11 protein-coding genes are annotated in these 18,190 nt (G+C 68.7%); 3 read left to right on the forward strand and 8 right to left on the reverse strand.

Translation table 11 applies throughout. The features are described from left to right. The first annotated feature begins 1 nt into the window (after position 1). Positions 2 to 3,133 (forward strand): multidrug efflux RND transporter permease subunit, encoded by a 3,132-nt coding sequence (locus tag FHW73_RS06600; RefSeq protein WP_183425900.1) that lies wholly within the window; start codon positions 2 to 4, stop codon positions 3,131 to 3,133. Between the two features lie 102 nt (positions 3,134 to 3,235). Here FHW73_RS06600 and FHW73_RS06605 read toward each other — a convergent pair whose 3' ends face one another. Beyond that, positions 3,236 to 4,225: a DUF1345 domain-containing protein gene (locus FHW73_RS06605; RefSeq protein ID WP_183425901.1), complete on the reverse strand. Its 990-nt coding sequence runs from the start codon at positions 4,223 to 4,225 to the stop codon at positions 3,236 to 3,238. Between the two features lie 20 nt (positions 4,226 to 4,245). On the opposite strand from FHW73_RS06605, the gene FHW73_RS06610 reads away from it, so the two are divergent. Next, positions 4,246 to 4,674, forward strand: coding sequence for a VOC family protein (locus FHW73_RS06610; protein ID WP_183425902.1), 429 nt, complete (start codon positions 4,246 to 4,248; stop codon positions 4,672 to 4,674). Positions 4,675 to 4,789: 115 nt separating this feature from the next. On the opposite strand, the gene FHW73_RS06615 is transcribed toward FHW73_RS06610, so the two are convergent. The 6 genes from FHW73_RS06615 to FHW73_RS06640 all read right to left on the reverse strand — a co-directional run bounded on the left by FHW73_RS06615 (position 4,790) and on the right by FHW73_RS06640 (position 15,582). Then, the gene (locus FHW73_RS06615) at positions 4,790 to 6,271 is read right to left on the reverse strand and encodes an amidase (protein ID WP_183425903.1); all 1,482 of its coding nucleotides are present in this window, start codon (positions 6,269 to 6,271) and stop codon (positions 4,790 to 4,792) included. A gap of 142 nt (positions 6,272 to 6,413) precedes the next feature. After that, entirely contained in the window at positions 6,414 to 7,874 is a 1,461-nt protein-coding gene (locus FHW73_RS06620; RefSeq protein ID WP_183425904.1) for a mannitol dehydrogenase family protein, read from the reverse strand. After that, positions 7,871 to 9,499: a glycoside hydrolase family 43 protein gene (locus FHW73_RS06625; RefSeq protein ID WP_345776157.1), complete on the reverse strand. Its 1,629-nt coding sequence runs from the start codon at positions 9,497 to 9,499 to the stop codon at positions 7,871 to 7,873. The genes FHW73_RS06620 and FHW73_RS06625 overlap by 4 nt, the downstream gene beginning before the upstream one ends. A gap of 101 nt (positions 9,500 to 9,600) precedes the next feature. Next, positions 9,601 to 10,854 carry a D-mannonate dehydratase ManD gene (gene manD / locus FHW73_RS06630; RefSeq protein WP_183425906.1) on the reverse strand — a complete coding sequence of 418 codons (1,254 nt, stop codon included), beginning with the start codon at positions 10,852 to 10,854 and terminating at the stop codon, positions 9,601 to 9,603. Between the two features lie 163 nt (positions 10,855 to 11,017). Continuing rightward, entirely contained in the window at positions 11,018 to 12,949 is a 1,932-nt protein-coding gene (locus tag FHW73_RS06635; protein WP_255492780.1) for a sialate O-acetylesterase, read from the reverse strand. A 419-nt stretch (positions 12,950 to 13,368) separates the two neighbouring features. Continuing rightward, the gene (locus FHW73_RS06640; protein WP_183425907.1) at positions 13,369 to 15,582 is read right to left on the reverse strand and encodes an alpha-glucuronidase family glycosyl hydrolase; all 2,214 of its coding nucleotides are present in this window, start codon (positions 15,580 to 15,582) and stop codon (positions 13,369 to 13,371) included. Positions 15,583 to 15,672: 90 nt separating this feature from the next. On the opposite strand from FHW73_RS06640, the gene FHW73_RS06645 reads away from it, so the two are divergent. Next, the gene (locus FHW73_RS06645; RefSeq protein ID WP_183425908.1) at positions 15,673 to 16,734 is read left to right on the forward strand and encodes a LacI family DNA-binding transcriptional regulator; all 1,062 of its coding nucleotides are present in this window, start codon (positions 15,673 to 15,675) and stop codon (positions 16,732 to 16,734) included. A gap of 80 nt (positions 16,735 to 16,814) precedes the next feature. On the opposite strand, the gene xylA is transcribed toward FHW73_RS06645, so the two are convergent. Next, positions 16,815 to 18,149, reverse strand: a complete 1,335-nt coding sequence (gene xylA, locus FHW73_RS06650) for a xylose isomerase (RefSeq protein ID WP_183425909.1) — start codon at positions 18,147 to 18,149, stop codon at positions 16,815 to 16,817. Positions 18,150 to 18,190 lie beyond the last annotated feature (41 nt).

Below are 18,190 nucleotides of genomic sequence, written 5' to 3' on the forward strand. Positions count from 1 at the left end.
CATGTCGCAATTCTTCATCCACCGCCCGGTTTTTGCCTGGGTGATCGCGCTGTTCATCGTGCTGGGCGGCCTGCTGGCGATTCCGAAGCTGCCGATCGCACGCTACCCGTCCGTCGCGCCGCCCTCGGTCACCATCTATGCGACCTATCCCGGGGCGACCCCGCAGACGCTCGACGACTCGGTGGTCGGTCCGATCGAACGCGAGCTGTCGGGCGTCAAGCACCTGCTCTACTTCGACTCGTCGGTCGACGCCAGCGGCACCGCGCAGATCACCGCGACCTTCAAGCCGGGCACCGATCCCGAGATGGCCCAGGTCGACGTCCAGAACCGGCTCAAGTCGGTGGAGCCCCGCCTGCCCCAGGCGGTGCGCCAGTCCGGCGTGCACGTCGAATCGGCCGCCTCGGGCTTTCTGATGATCGTCGGCCTGACCTCGCCCGATGGCCGCTTTGACGAGGTCGCCCTGAACGACTATCTGGCACGCAACATCGTGCAGGAGTTGCGTCGAATCGACGGCGTGGGCCGCGTCCAGTTGTTCGGCGCCGAGCAGGCCATGCGCATCTGGGTGGACCCGGCAAAGCTCACTGCGTTCGGCCTGACCATGGCCGATCTTGCGCGCGCGATCGAACAACAGAACGCACAGATCGCGCCGGGCCGGATCGGCGACGAACCCGCACCTGCGAGCCAGCGGCTCACCGTGCCGCTGACCGTGCAAGGCCAGTTGACCAGCGCGGAGGCGTTCGCGGCCATCGTACTGCGCGCAGGCGCCGACGGCGCCAAGGTCGTCCTGGCGGATGTGGCGCGGGTCGAACTGGGCGCGCAGTCCTACGCGTTCGCCAACCGCGAGAATGGAATGGCGGCGACGAGCGCGGCCGTCCAGCTTGCACCGGGTGCCAACGCGGTCCGCACCGCGTCGGCGATCCACGCACGCATGGCCGAACTCGCGCCGGCCATGCCCGCCGGGATGGCCTACTCCATTCCGTTCGACACCGCCCCCTTTGTTCGGATCTCCATCGAGAAGGTCGTGCACACGCTGCTCGAGGCGATGGCACTGGTGTTCGTGGTGATGTACGTGTTCCTGCAGAACGTCCGCTACACGCTGATCCCGGCGATCGTGGCGCCGATTGCGCTGTTGGGCACCTTCACCGTGATGCTGCTGGCCGGCTTTTCGATCAACACCCTCACCATGTTCGGCATGGTGCTGGCGATCGGCATCATCGTCGACGATGCCATCGTCGTGGTCGAGAACGTCGAGCGACTGATGGCGAACGAAGGCCTGTCGCCGCGGGACGCGACCTCGAAGGCCATGAAGGAAATCACCGGCGCCGTGGTGGGCATCACGTTGGTGCTGATCGCCGTCTTCATTCCGATGGCGTTCGGCGCCGGCTCGGTGGGGGTGATCTACAAACAGTTCACGCTGTCGATGGCGGTCTCGATCGCATTCTCGGCGTTCCTGGCGCTGACGCTGACGCCGGCGCTGTGCGCCACGCTGTTGCGACCGGTCCCGGCGGGCCATCACGCGCGTCGTGGGGTTTTCGGCGCCTTCAATCGCGGCTTCGAGCGCCTATCGGCCGGCTACGCAGGCAAGGTGGCCGGGCTGGTGAAGCGCAGCGGCCGCATCATGCTCGTGTTTGCGGCCCTCTGTGTCGTCCTGGTGCTCGGCTTGCGTCATGTGCCGTCCTCCTTCCTGCCGGAAGAAGACCAGGGCTACTTCATGACCTCGATCCAGTTGCCCACCGGCGCGACGATGGCGCGGACACTAGAGGTCGTCAAAGCCTTCGAGGCGCATGTCGCCTCGCGTCCGGCGATCAAGAGCAACCTGGTCGTCCAGGGGTTCAGCTTCGCAGGCTCGGGCCCCAATGCCGCCATGGCCTTCACCATGCTCGCCGATTGGACCTCGCGTGGCGATGCGACCGCCGCCGGGGAGGCCGCGCTTGCACAGGACGCGATGGCCGCGACGAGCGAGGGCACGGTGATGAGCCTGATGCCGCCCTCGATCGAGGAACTCGGCACCTCGTCGGGCTTCACGATGATGCTGCAGGATCGGGGCGGCCACGGCCAGGCGGCGCTGCTCGACGCACAGGCCCAACTGCTCAAGCTCGCCGCCGGCAGCCAGGTGGTCGCCGATGTCTACCCCGACGGCCTACCGCCCGGCGACAGCATCGCGCTGTACATCGACCGTGCGAAGGCCGAGGCGCTGGGCCTGTCGTTCGACAGCGTCAGCAGCACCCTGTCCGCCGCCATGGGCTCGCTCTACGTCAACGATTTCCCCAATCGCGGCAGGATGCAGCAGGTGATCCTGCAGGCGGACGCCAACGCGCGCCTGCACCTGGAAGATGTGCTGGGCCTGCGCGTGCGCAATGCCTCGGGCGGCATGGTGCCGCTGCGTGAAGTGGTCTCCGCACAATGGACGGCCGCGCCGCAGCAGATGATGCGATTCCAGGGCTTCCCGGCGGTCCGCATCGCGGGCAGGCCCGCTTCGGGCGCGTCGAGCGGCTCGGCAATGGCCGAGATGGAGCGCCTGGTCGGGCAACTGCCGCAGGGCTACGCCGCGGCCTGGAGCGGGCAATCGCTGCAGGAGCGGCAGGCCGCGGCCCAGGCACCGCTGCTGGTGCTGCTGTCGGCCCTCGTGGTGTTCCTGGTGCTGGCCGCGCTCTACGAAAGCTGGACGATTCCGCTTTCGGTGATGCTGGTGGTGCCGCTGGGCCTGCTCGGCGCGGTCGCGGCGGTGATGCTGCGCGGCATGCCGAACGACGTGTTCTTCAAGGTCGGCATGATCACGATCATCGGCCTGTCGGCCAAGAACGCGATCCTGATCGTCGAGTTCGCCCGCCAGCTGCATGCCGAAGGCCGGAGTCTGGCCGACGCGGCGATCACCGCGGCGCGGCTGCGCTTTCGGCCGATCCTGATGACCTCGCTGGCATTCGCGCTCGGCGTCGTGCCACTGATGCTGGCCTCGGGCGCGAGCGCGGAGACCCAGCGCGCGATCGGCACCGGCGTCTTCGGCGGCATGGTCAGCGGCACGGTCCTGGCGGTGTTCTTCGTGCCGGCCTTCTTCGTCGCGGTGCTGGGCGCACGTGAGCGGATTGCCGCATGGCGCGCGCGCCGAGCCGCGCCTGCGGTGCCGCCGGTCTAACGCATCTGGGGCGCCAGCGGAGCGGACCGCCCCCTGCCCTACCGGCATCCCCCCTGCCCGCGACCCATCGCCGCCGCGCTGACGCTCGCGTCGGCGACGGGCTCAGGCCTGCCCGCCCAGAATGTTCACGGTGACCGCAATGACGAACATGTTGAAGAAGAACGCGATCACACTGTGCAACAGCGCGATCCTCCGCAGCGTGCGGCTGGTGATCTGCACATCGGACACCTGGAAGGTCATGCCGAGCACCAGTGCGAAGTAAGCGAAATCCCAGTAGTCGGGTGCCTTGTCGCCGGGGAAATCGAGGCCGCGATGGTCGTCGCCATAATCGCCGTAGAACCCATGCGCATAGTGCAGCGCGAACATGACATTCATGAACAACCAGGACAGCACGATGCTGCTGCCCGCGATGCCGATCGACGCGATCCCCCCGGATTTTCCCGCCGACAGTTCGGTGCCCAGCGCCACCATCAAGATCGCGACCAGCGCGATCGCGCTCCACAGAATGCCCCAGCGGCCCGCATCCTGACGCACGGCGACCTCGCGCATGCGCTCGGGACCGGCGGTATCGAACAGCCGCCATGCCGCCCCCAGGAACACCAACGCGCCGACGTCGAACCCCAGCAACAGCGCGACCGGCCACCGCGTCCCCGCCAGTAGGCAGCCGGCGCAGGCGGCAACGAACACAGCCGTCGCAAGGCTCAGCCGCGGCCGGGCGGTGAAAGTCTGAAACGGGCGCCAGCGCGTGCGGGAATGCGCGTGCGGCGGCCCAGGCGGTTGTCTGTTCACGTCTGTCCTCTGCCGGTAGTCGCCGACCGCTGGAACCGGTTTGACCAGGGGCGGCGGCGATCGATCACGGTTGCCAGCATGCGCGCTCCGAGGCTGACACGCACGGCCCCGTAGGTACCTTCCGGACTGAAGCGGGCAGGCGCTCCCGTCTGGCCGAATGCGCCAGATGCGCACATGTGCCAAAGGCCGTACAACGTCCCGCCGAACGAGTTTCGATCCGACACCGGCAGCACATCCGGGCCAGTTGTGCACCGCCGTGACGCAGCTGGCATGATCGCCTCGCCAACACCCTCTCCTGCCCATTGCCTTGTCGCGAGGTGTCTATGGAAACGATGGAACTGCACCGCGGCCGGTTGATCGATCACCTGCAACTCGTGGTGCGCGATCTGGCCGCCAGCCGCCGCTTCTACCAAGCGGTATTCGACAGCATCGGCATTCCGATCGCCGGCGAAGGCCCGGACTATTTCTGGGCCGATGAACTGTTCATCTCCACCGCCAGCAGCGAAGCAGCCGCCGGCCAGTTGACTGGCCGCCACCACCTGGCCTTCCAGGCGCGCGATGCCGCGACCGTCGACGCTTTCCACGCTGCCGCGATCGCAGCCGGCGGCACCGACAATGGCCCGCCCGGCGAACGCCCGTATCACCCGGGCTATTACGGCGCCTTCGTGCTCGACCCCGATGGCAACAACATCGAAGTCGTCTATCACGGCCCGGCCACCTACAGCGCGGACTCGGTCAAGGTCACGTTCTGAGCCGAGCCTGGGACCGGGCTGCCGTTCGTTTGCTCGAGGATGGGCAGCGGACAATGCCGCCGCAGTGCTCGTCACAGCGTGTGTGAAGCTCTGACGACAGCGCGTGACCTCCCTGCTACACCGCCTCGAAGCCAGCCGGCGTCCGAAAGCCGCCGATCTCTTGGGCGATCAGCCGGGCGACTTCGATCGTGGTCCGATCGCCGTACGCCGGGCCGATGATCTGCAGGCCAATCGGCAATCCATCGCGTGACAGTCCACTCGGAAACGCAGTACTCGGCAAATAGGCGGCGGTCGCAAGGCCGACCCAGAAAAAGTGGGCGTAGTGCGATGTCATCACGCCATCGACGGCGAGGGTCCGCTCAAGCTTCGGCCGATGGTCGTGCGCGTAGGCCGTCGTTGCGGAGATCGGGCAGATCACCACATCCCAATCGTCGAAGAACGCGCGCCACCGCAGGCGATCGCGGTTGCGCGCTTCATCGTGATCGGACCAGGTGCGGTGATCCAGGACACGAGCACGCGTGAGCACCGCCAGCGGCGAATCGTCGCTCGCATCGAGCGCCGCTGCCCCGCGCTGGGTCGCGGCATAGTGGGCATCAGGCAGATTGACGAGTCCCGTCGATCCCAACAGGCTCAGGTAGGTGATGTACGCCTGCCTCGGCGAGATTGCTGGGCGCGCCCGATCGGAGACGACGGCGCCTGCACGCGCGAGCGCGACGCCGATCTCTTGCACGCGATCGGAGATCTCGGCGGACGTGGGAACGGCATGCTCCATTGGCCAGATCGCGACGCGTAAGCCGCGCAGCGTGCGTGCCTTCGGCGGAGGAAGCGCCAGCTGCCATCCGGGCGATCGGAGTCGATCGGGACCGGCCGCGACATCCAGGGCGAGCGCCAGATCTTCGGCACTTCGCGCCATCGGCCCGACGACATTCAGATCCGGTGTGGAGATGATCCCGGGAGGACTGTGACCCTGCATCGGCACGATGCCATAGGTCGGCTTGTGCCCATACACGCCGCAGAAGTGAGACGGGTTCCGGATCGACCCGCCGATATCCGAGGCGAACTCCAGGCACGTCAGGCCGGCCGCGAGCGCAGCGGCCGCGCCACCGGAAGAGCCACCCGGCGACCGCGCCGTATCCCAAGGGTTGCGGGTCGTCCCGTAGAGGTCGTTGTAGCTCTGCCAATCCCCAAGCCGCAGCGGAACGTTCGTCTTCCCCATGACATGGGCGCCGGCCGCCTTCAGGCGCTCGACGACCGTTGCGTCGCTCTGTGCGAGGTGGTCGCGTTGTTCCGGCACACCCCAGGTCGTCGGCAGCCCGGTGACGTCGAAAGTCTCCTTGACCGTCATCGGGATGCCGTGCAGCGGTCCCAGCACGCGCCCGCGGGCAAGTGATGCGTCGGCCAGCTTCGCCGCGTCCAGTGCGTGCTCGAAATCCCGCACCACGACAGCGTTCAGTGTGGTGTCGAATCGTTCGATACGCTCGATGTAGGACTGGGTGAGTTCGAGCGAGCTGATCCGCTTTTCCCGTATCAGCCGCGCCAACACGGTCGCAGACGAGAACGCCAGTTCTTCCGATGAAGACGTTGGGGATGGGCTCACGTCCGAACCTGACCTCCGCTCGCTGGCTGCATGTTCGTCGTCGCCGATCTTCTGGGGAAGTCTGAGCGTTCCGGGCAAAAGACGCCACCCCACGCGGACTGACCACTCTGCACTCTCCAACATCCACTCACCATCAGACTCGTCAGCGTGCGGCCTCGCTTTCGATTGCCGTCTCGGCTCGCTGATAGAGCGCCGCATAGCCCCGTTCGATCGCATCGACGATGGTCGGCGCCTCTGCCACATCTGCGAACACCTCCCGCAGCGCGAGGAACCGCGCCACGTCGCCCTGCGCGTCGCCGGTTGCCTCTTGACCGATCTTCGCCAGGGTGTCGGCCATTGGGTCGACCAGCGCGACACCGGCCTGGGCCTGCCGCCGCACGAAGTGCATCCACGCTGCGATCGGCAGGCACAGGCGGTCGATGGATCGGCCGGCGGCCTGCGCATCGCGGAGCGTGCCGAGCAGGCGCACGGGCAGTTTCTGGCTGCCGTCCCAGGCGACCTGGGCCAGGCGATGGGCAATGGCCGGATTGCGGAAGCGCGCCAGGATCGCGTCGATATAGGCGTCCAGATCCAGTGCGGCCGGCACGCTCAGCGTCGGCGCGATGTCTTCGCGCATCAGCCTTGCGACGAAGGCGGCCAAACCGGGATGGCGCATCGCATCGGCGACGGTCTCGATGCCCCGCAACAGCCCGAGGTACGCGAGCGCGCTGTGTGGGCCGTTGAGCAGGCGCAGCTTGGCGCGGTCGAAACCGGCGATGTCGTCGCTGAGGATCACGCCGACCTGGTCCAGCGGCGGGCGCCCATTGCAGAAACAATCCTCCACGACCCATTGCGTGTAGGGCTCGCGCTGGACGGGCCAGGCATCGTCCAGGCCGAGCGCATCGGCCACGCGGGTGCGCAGCGCGTCGTCGGTAGCGGGTGTGATGCTGTCGACCATCGAGCGCGGAAACGCGACCTCGGCGTCGATCCATGCGGCAAGCGCCGGGTCGATGCGCTCGGCGAACGCGAGCACGGCGCGGCGCAGGCGCACGCCGTTGTCGGCGAGGTTGTCGCAACTGAGCACGGTGTACGGTGCCAGGCCGGCGGCGCGACGTCGCGCCAGGCCGGCAACGACATGGCCGATCGCACTGACCGGCGCGTCGGGCGTCGCGAGGTCGTGGACGATATCGGGATGACTGAGGTCGAGGCCGTCGCCGGCCAGGCAGTAACCCTTCTCGGTCACGGTCAGCGTGACCAGGCGGACGGCCGGATCGGCGAGACGCGCGAGCACGGCAGCAGCCTCGTCGCGCGCGCACAGCACTTCGCGCAGCGCGCCGATGACGCGCAACTGCGGCGTCTGCCCCAGGATCGCAAGCGTGTACAGACCGTCCTGCGGGCGCAGCGCGTCGCGCACATCCGGGCTGCGCAACGACACCGCACACACGGCCCAGTCGGGATCGAGCGCGAGCGCATCGTCGAAGTACACCGCCTGGTGCGCGCGATGGAAGGCGCCCGCGCCCAGATGCACGATCCCGATCCGGGTCGCGGCGCGATCGAAGGCCGGGCGCGCGATCGCGGACGGCAGCGTGGTGAGCGTGGCCTCGGACAGGCGGCCCTGGCTCATCGCTCGTCGCGCGCGTACGGGCCCAGCGTCACGCCGACGAAACCGCCGGCATGGTCGGTGCTCAGCAAGGTCGCATCCGCATCGCGCAGCAGCCAGTGCCAGTCGCCGTCGTCGGCAGCCCATGCGAACGCGATACGGCCCGCATCGCCCGCCACTTTCAGCCGCAGCTCCGCCGTCGTGTCGATCGTTTGCTGCGCGACGATTTGCGCCGGCTGACAGACACCGCTCGCCCGTTCGACGAACACGACCGCGCCATCGCCGGCATCGCGCCGTACGCCGAGCAAGTACCAGTGATTGCCGCTCTGGAAGGCGGCGAGCCCACCCACGATGCCCGGGTCCGGCATCGTCAGTGCGGTACTGGCCTCGAAGGCGAGATGCTGTTGTCGGCGCGCGAGGAACGAGGGGTTACCCAGCGTGTCGAGGCCCTCGCGCCCGGGGTGGATCGACAGCGTCCCCGGATGGGAAGCGAGATCGGCCCACTCGCGCTTGGGCACGCGCACGAACATCCATGCCGGATCGAGCGCGGGGCCATCGAACGCATCGCGCCAGGTGAAGTTGCCGCTCATCGGCGTCTGGTCAGCCTCGCGCGACATCCACGACGGCGCGGGCAGCACATAGGGAATCGGCGTGTCCGGCGGCAGGATCGTTGGCCAGCCGTCGGTCCAGGTCACCGGCAGCAGGAAGGTCTCGCGTCCGGTGTTGTAGTGGCGCACGTCGTAGTTGCGGCTGGCCAGGAACACCGCCCACCAGCTGCCGTCCGGGCCCTGGACAAGATCGGCGTGACCGGCATTGGTCACCGGCAATGCCCGCTCGGGCGGCAGGTCGCGCTGGGTCAGGATCGGATTGCCGGCGTACGGCGTGTACGGCCCCCAGACGTCGCGGCTGCGCAGGATCACCTGCGAATGCTGTGGGCCGGTGCCGCCTTCGGCATTGTTGAGGTAGTACCAGCCGTCGACCTTGTACAGGTGCGGGCCTTCGATCCAGATCGGGTTGTCTTCGGGTTTGACACCGCCGTCGATCAACACCTTGCGCGGCCCGAACGGCGTCAGTGTCGCGATGTCGATCGCCTGCAGCCAGATGGCGCGATGGCCGTCGTATCGCACCGGCCCATCCGGCGCGTCGTTGTTGAGGAGGTAGGCGCGGCCGTCGTCGTCGAAGAACAGCGACGGGTCGATGCCGCCGATGCCGGGCAGCCAGACCGGGTCCGACCACGGCCCTGCCGGATCGCTGGCGGTGACGATGAAGTTGCCACCGGCATCGACCGCGGTGTTGACCACGTAGAAGGTGCCATCGTGATACTCGATCGTCGGCGCGAACACGCCGCGCGACAGGCCCAGGCCATCGAAGTCGAGCTGGTCGGGGCGATGGATCGCGTTGCCGATCTGGGTCCAGTGCACCAGGTCCTCGCTTTCGAAGATCGGAATGCCCGGGAAATAGGTGAACGTCGAGGCGACCAGGTAGAACTTCCCCTTGGCCGCGACGATGCTCGGGTCGGAATGGAAACCTGCGAGGATCGGGTTGCGGAAGTGTCCGGCCGGCAGTGGCGCCTCGAACGCGCGGTCGCTGCCGGTGTACTCGAACCAGTCGAAGCGCACGGGCTCGGGATCGGGCCGGTCCTCGGCGATGACGGGCGATGCGACGGCGGCGACCAGAAGGCCAGTCGCAAGCGCGCGCAGCCAACCGTGCAAGGAGACGTGCGGGGATGGTCCCGTTGCTGGCGCGCCCATTACCAGTCCCACATCCCGCCGTCTTCCAGGCGCGCGACCGGCAGTTGCTTGGGCGTGTAGGGGTACTTCGCGGCCAGTGCCTCGTCGATGTCGACGCCGTGCCCGGGCGTGTCGCCGACGTGCAGCCGGCCGGCACGGAATGCGTAATCGTGTGGGAACACTGCCAGGATCTCCTCGCCGTGGAACATGTATTCCTGGATGCCGAAGTTCGGCACCCAGGTATCGAAATGCAGCGCCGCGCCCATCGTGACCGGCGACAGATCGGTCGCGCCGTGGAAGCCGGTGCGCACCTGGTGCAGGCCGGCGAAATCGGCGAGCCGGCGGATGTGGGTGATGCCGCCGCCGTGGACGATGGTGGTACGGATGTAATCGATCAGTTGCCGCTCGATCAGGTGCTTGCAGTCCCAGATCGAGTTGAACACCTCGCCCACCGCCAGCGGGGTGACCGAGTGCTGGCGGATCAGTTCGAACGCCGCCTGGTGCTCGGCCGGGGTCGCGTCCTCGAGCCAGAACAGCCGGTAGGGCTCGAGATCGCGGGCCAGGCGCGCGGCCTCGATCGGCGTGAGCCGGTGATGCACGTCATGCAGCAGCTCGACGGCGTTGCCGTGGTCGGCGCGCAACTGCTCGAACAGCCTCGGCGCCGTCTCCAGGTAGCGCGGCGTGTTCCAGACGGTCTCGGCGGGCAGTTCGCTTTCGGCCGGCTCGTAGGGCTTGCCGGGGGTCGAGATGCCGTAGGCCTTCTTGACGCCCGGCACGCCGCACTGGGCGCGCACGGCGAGGAAACCGCGTTCGAGATACATGCCCACTTCGTCGCTGGCCTCGGCGATGTCGCGACCGTTGGCGTGCGCGTAGACCAGCGCACCCTCGCGCGAGCGGCCACCAAGCAGCTGGTACAGCGGCATGCCGGCCATCTTGCCCAGGATGTCCCACAGCGCGACGTCGACCGCGGCAATCGCGGTCATCGTGACCGGCCCGCGCCGCCAATACGCGCCGCGGTACAGGAACTGCCACAGGTCCTCGATGCGGCCGGCATCGCGACCGATCAGGTTCGGCACCACGTGGTCCTGCAGATACGCCGCGACTGCGAGTTCGCGGCCGTTGAGCGTGGCATCGCCCAGGCCATAGATGCCCGAGCGGGTGACGATCTTGAGCGTGACGAAGTTGCGGCCGGGACAGGTGACAATGACGCGCGCCTCGACGATCTCGCGATCGTGGCGGCTGCTGTGACGGTTGGGTTCGGTGTGGACGGACATGTGGGCGACTCTGGATACGATGGTGAATGTGTCTGGGGTTGTGTCGTTCTGCCGCGGACGAGAGAAGGTGCCCCGGCGGGGCGGATGAGGCGTCTCCCGCGCCTGCGACGGCCCCCCCCATCCGCCTTCGGCACCTTCCCCCGCAAGCGGAGGAGGTTGTGGGTCAACGGATCTCGATCTCGAACGGCCCCGGCGGCTGGCCGGCGCGGTCGAACAGGTTGACCAGCGGGTTGTCGGCCCAGGCGTAGCGCACGCGCACCGGCACGACGACGTCAGGCGCCTGCAGACGCACGCGGTCGCCATCGAGGACGGCCTGCGCCCAACGACAACTGCCGGCATCCGCGCCGCACAGTTCGAAGCCGACCGGTCCCGGCGCGCCGTAGGCGACCAGGCCGCCGTCGACGGCGTCGAACGTCACCACGACGGTGTCGGCCTCGCGCCGCGCGCTGCGCGGCACCGGGCCGCTCGGCGCCAGCGCATCGCCATAGACGGCGTGGCGTGCCGCGCGCGCGAGCCGGCGGCCGATCTCCTGCTTGTTGGCCGGATGGATATCGTCGGCCTCACCCAGGTCGATGGTCACCCCGAGCGCTGCGTGCGGCTCGCCGGCGACCCGGCGTTGCGCCTCGCGCAGCGTCGCCCAGTCGCTCTCGCCGGGCGCCTGCGTCGGCGCGCCGTAGTTGGGCAACTGCACCACCAGCCAAGGCAGCTGCGGGTCACCGAAGCGCGTGCGCCAATCGTCGCGCAGGCCGCGCAGTTGATCCGCGTAGGCGCCAGCCTCGCCTGTGTTGGCTTCGCCCTGGTACCAGACCACACCGCGCAACCCAGCGGTGCCCAGTGGCGCGATCATCCCGTTGTACAGCGTCGACAGACCGGCCGCGGATTGCCATGGCGCACGCGGCGGCGCGCCGGTCTGCGGCGGCACGATGCGGTAGCGCCAGCCGGCGTCGAGCGGCACGATCGCGCCGTCGGCCAGTTGCAGCCGATGCGCGGACTCAGGTCCCGCCAGCCCGCCCTCGCGGTAGGTGTCGAGCACATTGACCACGATGGTGTTGTCGCCCGCGCGCAGCAGGCCAGGCGGCAGCGGGTACGCGCGCGGGGTGCCGGCGCCGTAGCTGCTGCCCACCGCGGTGCCGTTGACCCAGGTCAGATCCATCTCGTCGGCGGGGCCGAGCAGCAGTGTCGCGTCCTGCGCCGCCTGCGCGGCGGTCAGGCGCACCGAGGTCCGGTACCAGACCATGCCGTCGAACGTCGCGAGCTCAGGCACGCCCCAGCGCTCCCACGCGCCGAGATCGCGCGGCGCCGCACGCCAGTCGCCGGACACGGTGTCGGTCCAAGGGCGGTCGTCGGCCGGCACACCCGGCGCCTGCGACCACCAGGCGGCCCAGCGCTCGCCCCAGCGCGCGGCCGCCTGCATCGGGTCGGTGTGGTAGAGCGCGAGCACGTCGAGGTCTTCGTCGGGGTGGCCGCCCGCGCGCAGCGCGTCGCCGCTGGTCCAGGCCTGGACGCGCGAACCGCCCCACGCGGCCTCGATCAACCCCATCGGCACGTCCACGGTCTTGCGCAGTTCGCGGGCGAAGTAATAGCAGGCGGCCGAAAAGTCGCGCACGCTCTCCGGCGTGACCGGCTGCCAGGTCACCGGCTCGGTGAAGCGCGCCAGCGGGACCGGGCTGCTCACTTGCGGCACGGTCAGCAAGCGGATGTCGGGCGCATCGGCGCCGGCGATCTCGGCGCGCGCATCGAGCGAGCGCCAGACCTGCAACTCCATATTCGATTGACCCGCGCACAGCCAGACATCGCCGACCAGCAGGTCGCGGACGGTCCGGGTGGTCTCGCCTGCCCGGACGGTCAAGGTGTGCGGACCGCCGGCCGGCAACGCCGGCAGTTCGGCTAGCCAATGGCCGTCGGCATCGGCGCGCGCCTGCGCACGGCGGTCGGCAAGCGTGAGATGGACCACGCTGCCGGCCGGCGCCTCGCCCTGCAGGCGCACGGGACGATCGCGCTGGAGGACGGCGTGGTCCTGGATCAACGGATGCAGCAACGCCGCCTCGCGCGTGTCGGCGTGGACGAGCGGTGCGAGGGCGAGCAGGACAAGCAGGCACGCAATGCGTGCAAGGCCCCCGCCCCCACCCGGCGCCTGCGGCGCCGACCTCCCCCGCACGCGGGGGAGGTGCGCGAAGTACGGCGTCGACGGGCCAGTGGGATGCTCGATTGCGCGCCCGCTGTCCTGCGCAGGGTGCTCGATTGCCCTTCGCCAATCGTGGGCGAAGTGCCCGCTTGCTTGCCCCTGTTCTTGGACGGGGCGTTTGATCGCCCGCATCCGGCCCTGCGCGAAATGCTCGACTGCCCGCATCCGGCTCTGTGCGAAATGCTCGATTGCCCGCATCAGGTCCGCGGAGTGCTCGATTGCCCGCTTCCAGATCTGTGCGGGGTGCTCGGTTGTGTGCACCCTGCCCTGTGCAGAGTGCTCGATTGCCGTCCCCTGCTTGCGGGGGAGGGTTGGGTGGGGGCGGCCGTTCATCGGGTATCTCCCGGTGCGTGCGGAAATTCAAGCGACTGGTAGTACGCCAGCGGATGCGCCGGCGCTGCGGTGCCTGCGGGAAGCGGGCGACCGGAGATCGATTGGAAGTACGCAATGCTGGCGTCGCGCCACCATTGCGCCTCCTGTTCCTGGATCGCGAGAAACGCAGCGACCTGCGCATGCCGTTCGGCATCGACACGGCCCGCGAGTCCATCCCAGGTGCTGCGCATGGCGCGCACCGTGGCGACGCCGCGGTCGTAGCGCTGTACCAACTCGTCCCACAACGGGCGTCCCGATGCCATCGGACGATCCCAGGGCAGATGGTGGAACCACAGCAGCAGCGTTTCGGGCACGCGCTCGGGATCGTCGAACACATCCGCCACCGGCGACGCATATTGCGAGACCGCATCGCTGCCGCTGCGGCTGCGGTCGAAGCCGATGCCCTTACGCGTGGCGCGGTGGTAGTAGACCGAGGTCCAGTCCGCACGCGGGCCGCCCTCAACCCAGGGGCTGGGGCCGTAATGGTGGCCGCGGCCCATCAGATGGTGCAGCCCGAGCGCACCGGTGTAATCGACCACCGCCTCGCGCGAGCCCATCATCATGCCGACGATCGGTTCGACCACGCCCGCGTCGTTACCGAACGTCATGCGGGTCCATTCCTCGGCGATCTCGCGCGAGGCCTGCATCGGGTCCCATGCCAAGCGCCCGAAGGCGTACCAGTTGGCCTGATCGAAATGCGAGCCGCTCCAGTTGCGATCGCTGCCGATGTTGGCCACGCCAGCGATGCCGGTCAGCGCGCTTCTGCCGGGCACGTCGCGGTACAGCGTGCCGTCGATCACACGCGCGACCGTCGAGCCCGCGCCCTGGACCTGTGTATCGGCGCGTAGCACCTCCTCGTACAGCGGCCCGAGATACGCCAGATGCGTGGAGAAACCGAGGTACTCCTTAGTGATCTGGAACTCCATCATCAACGGCGTCTTCGGCATCGCGCCGAACAGCGGATGGAACGGCTCGCGCGGCTGGAAATCGATCGCGCCGTTCTTGACCTGCACGATCACGTTGTCGCGGAACGCGCCATCGTGCGGCACGAACTCGGTGTAGGCCTGCTTGTGGCGGTCGTCGGGTTCGTCGTGGGAATAGACGAATGCCCGCCACATCACGATGCCGCCGTGCGGCGCCAGCGCATCGGCCAGCAGGTTGGCGCCGTCGGCATGCGAGCGGCCGTAGTCCTGCGGGCCGGGCTGGCCCTCGGAGTTGGCCTTGACCAGGAAGCCGCCGAAGTCCGGGATCGCCGCGTAGATCTCGTCGGCCTTGGCCCGCCACCAGTGCTGCACTGCCGGGTCCAGCGGGTCGGCCGTCTCAAGCCCGCCGATCTCGATCGGGGCGCTGAAGCGCGCGGACAGGTACACGCGAATGCCCCACGGCCGGAAGATGTCCGCCAGCGCGGCGACCTTCTCCAGGTACATCGGCGTCAGCACGTCGGCGCTGGCGTTGACGTTGTTGAGCACGGTGCCGTTGATGCCGATCGAGGCGTTGGCGCGGGCGTAGTCGGTATAGCGCGGGTCGCGCCAACCCGGCAGCCGGTGCCAGTCCCAGATCGACTGGCCGGCGTAGCCGCGCTCGACGTGGCGGTCGAGGTCGTCCCAGTGGTTGAGCACTCGGCGCTCGATCCGCGGCGCCTGACGCAGGTCGAGGTCGGCGATCGGCTGATCGGTCTGCATCAGGCGCAGGAACGCGAACGCGCCGTAGAGGGCGCCAACGTCGGTATTGGCCGCGACCACTGTCGCTGGATGCCCGTCCACGGACATCGAACGGATCAAGTAGCCCGCCTGGCCGAGGTCGCCCAGGTCCAGCGCCAGCCGCGCGATCGCCGGCAGCGACTGCGGCGTGCCGACCAGCAAGGCGCCTGCGCGGTCGATGTGGCCGGCCACGTGCGGCGCCTGCCCCTGCAGCCCCTGCAAGCCGCGCAGCAGTTCGTCGCGCGTTGCGCGCTGGGTCGGCGTCGCCTCGGCGATCGCCAGTTGCGAGACCCGCGGCGCGTCGGGCCCGCGCTCGGCCCCCGCCTGGGCGTAGCGCAGCCACAGGGCATACCCGTCCTCGGCCTGCGCCGGCGCCAGACCGACGAACGTGGCCAGCGCCAGCACGACGGCCGGCCCCACCAGCCGGATCCAGTCGCGAAACCGGATAGTTAGCGGTAACATCCCCGACATTCCCATCATCTCCCCTTGGACGGCTTCACTCCAGTTCCCTTAGCCTTGCGGACGGGGCCTGCACACCGCCGTCCGGCCGAAGGAACGCTTTTGGACAAGCCGAAGAAATCGGTCCGCCGCAAGACCCGCGGCGTCACCATCGATGAAGTCGCCGCACTGGCCGGCGTGTCGCCGATGACGATCTCGCGGGTCATCAACGGCCAGGGCAAGGTGCGCGACACCACCCGCGAGCGGGTCATGCGCGCAGTGCGCGAACTCAACTACACCCCCAATCTGGCGGCCAGCTCGCTCGCCGCCGCGCAGCACACGCGCATCGCGCTGATCTACACCAATCCCAGCGGCGCCTACCTGCGCGAACTGCTGGTCGGGCTGCTGCGCGTCGCCTCGCGCACGCCGATCCAGTTGGTGGTCGATTACTGGGACGAGCTCGACGCCGAGGCCGAGCGCAAGGCCGCGCGCGCCTTGGGCAAGCGCGTCGATGCGGTGATCCTGCCGCCGCCGCTGTGCGAATCGCGCGCAGCGGTGACCGAGTTCGTGCGCGCCGGCATCCCGGTCGTCGCGATCGCCTCGGGCCGCTTCAGCGACGACATCTCCTGCGTGCGCATCGACGACTTCCGCGCGGGCAAGGAACTGGCCGAGCACATGATCGAACGCGGCCACACCCGGATCGGCTTCATCAAGGGCCGTGCCGACCTCAGCGCAAGCACCCGCCGCTTCCAGGGCTTCCAGGCCGCGCTCGAAGAAGCCGGCATTGCCTTCGATCCGGCGCTGGTGCAACAGGGCGACTACACCTACCGCTCGGGACTGAAGGCGGCCGAAAAGCTGCTCGGCCATCGCAAGCCGCCGAGCGCGATCTTCGCCAGCAACGACGACATGGCCGCCGCGGCGATCTCGGTCGCGCATCGCCGCGGGCTGGACGTGCCGCGCGACCTGTCGGTCGTCGGGTTCGACGACACCTCGGCCGCGACCACGGTGTGGCCCGAGCTGACGACCATCCACCAGCCGATCGCCTCGATGGCCGATGCTGCGATCGACGTGCTGTTGCGCGGGATCCGCCGCAACGACGCCAGCACCCGCGTGCTCACTGACCGCGTCGTACCGCATCGGCTGGTCGCACGCGACTCGGTCGCCGCCCCGCCGAAGAAGAAGTAACGCGCCCCGCCCGCGCGCGGCGCGCCCGGTGGGCGCGCCGGCCAGGACGCTCGCAATGGCGGAGCGACGACGCATCGGGCTCAGCGCAGCAGGTACTGGTTGAACAGGTTTTCGTAGGCCTCCTGGCGGCCACTGCGCTGCTGCGGCTCGCCGGCCTTGGCCGCGATCGCATGCAGGTCGGTCAGCGACAGCCGGCCCTGCTCGAATGCCTGCCCGTCGCCGCCGTCGAAGCTCGCGTAGCGGTCGCGGCGCCATTGTTCCCACGTGGACTCGTGCAGCAGCGCATGCGCGACTTCCAGCCCGCGCGCGAACGCATCCATGCCGCCGATGTGCGCGATGAACAGGTCGTCCATGTCCGTCGATTCGCGGCGCGGCTTGGCGTCGAAGTTCAGGCCGCCCTCGAGGCCGCCCTGGCGCAGCACCACCAGCATCGCGCCGACGGTGTCGTACAGGTCGGTGGGGAACTGGTCGGTGTCCCAGCCGTTCTGCGCATTGCCGCGGTTCGCGTCGATGCTGCCGAGCAGGCCGTGGTCGGACGCGACCTGCAGGTCGTGCTCGAAGGTGTGCCCGGACAGCGTGGCGTGGTTGGCTTCTATGTTGAGCTTGAAATCCTTGTCCAGACCGTGCGCTTTGAGAAAGCCCGCGCAGGTCGCGCTGTCGAAGTCGTACTGGTGCTTCATCGGCTCCATCGGCTTGGGCTCGATCAGGAAATTGCCCTTGAGCCCGATGCTGCGGCCGTAGTCGCGCGCCATCGTCAGGAACCGCGCGAAGTGCGCCAGCTCGCGCTGCATGTCGGTGTTGTGCAGGCTGGCGTAGCCTTCGCGGCCGCCCCAGAACACGTAGTGCTCGCCGCCCAGTTCCACGGTCGCCTCCAGCGCCGCCTTGACCTGCACCGCGGCGCGCGCGACCACCGCGAAGTCGGGGTTGGTCGACGCACCGTTCATGTAGCGCGGATGCGAGAACAGGTTCGCCGTGCCCCACAGCAGCTGCATGCCGGTCGCGGCCTGGCGTTCCTTGGCCAGCGCGACCATGTGCTTGAGATTCTTCTCGTACTGGCCGATGTCGTCGGCGTCGGGCGCCAGGTCGACGTCGTGGAAGCACCAGTACGGCACGCCGAGCTTGGTGAAGAACTCGAACGCCGCATCGAGCTTGGCCTCGGCCGCCGCCAGCGGCGCACCGCCGTCCCACGGGAAGCGCCGCGTGCCCGGACCGAAGGGATCGGCGCCGGCGTTGCAGAACGTATGCCAGTAGCACACCGCAAAGCGCAGGTGCTCGGCCATCGTCTTGCCACCGATCTTCTTGCCGGCGTCATAGACCTTGAAGGCCAGCGGGTTGTCGGAGGTCTTGCCCTCGAAGGGGATCTGGCCGATGCCGGGGAAGTATTCCCGGCTGCCGATGAAGGGGGTCGTGGTCATATGCAGTCCCGTATTGAAGTGGAGTGGACGGATCGGCAGGC

The organism is Luteimonas sp. RC10, assembly GCF_014192745.1.
Taxonomy (GTDB): domain Bacteria; phylum Pseudomonadota; class Gammaproteobacteria; order Xanthomonadales; family Xanthomonadaceae; genus Luteimonas.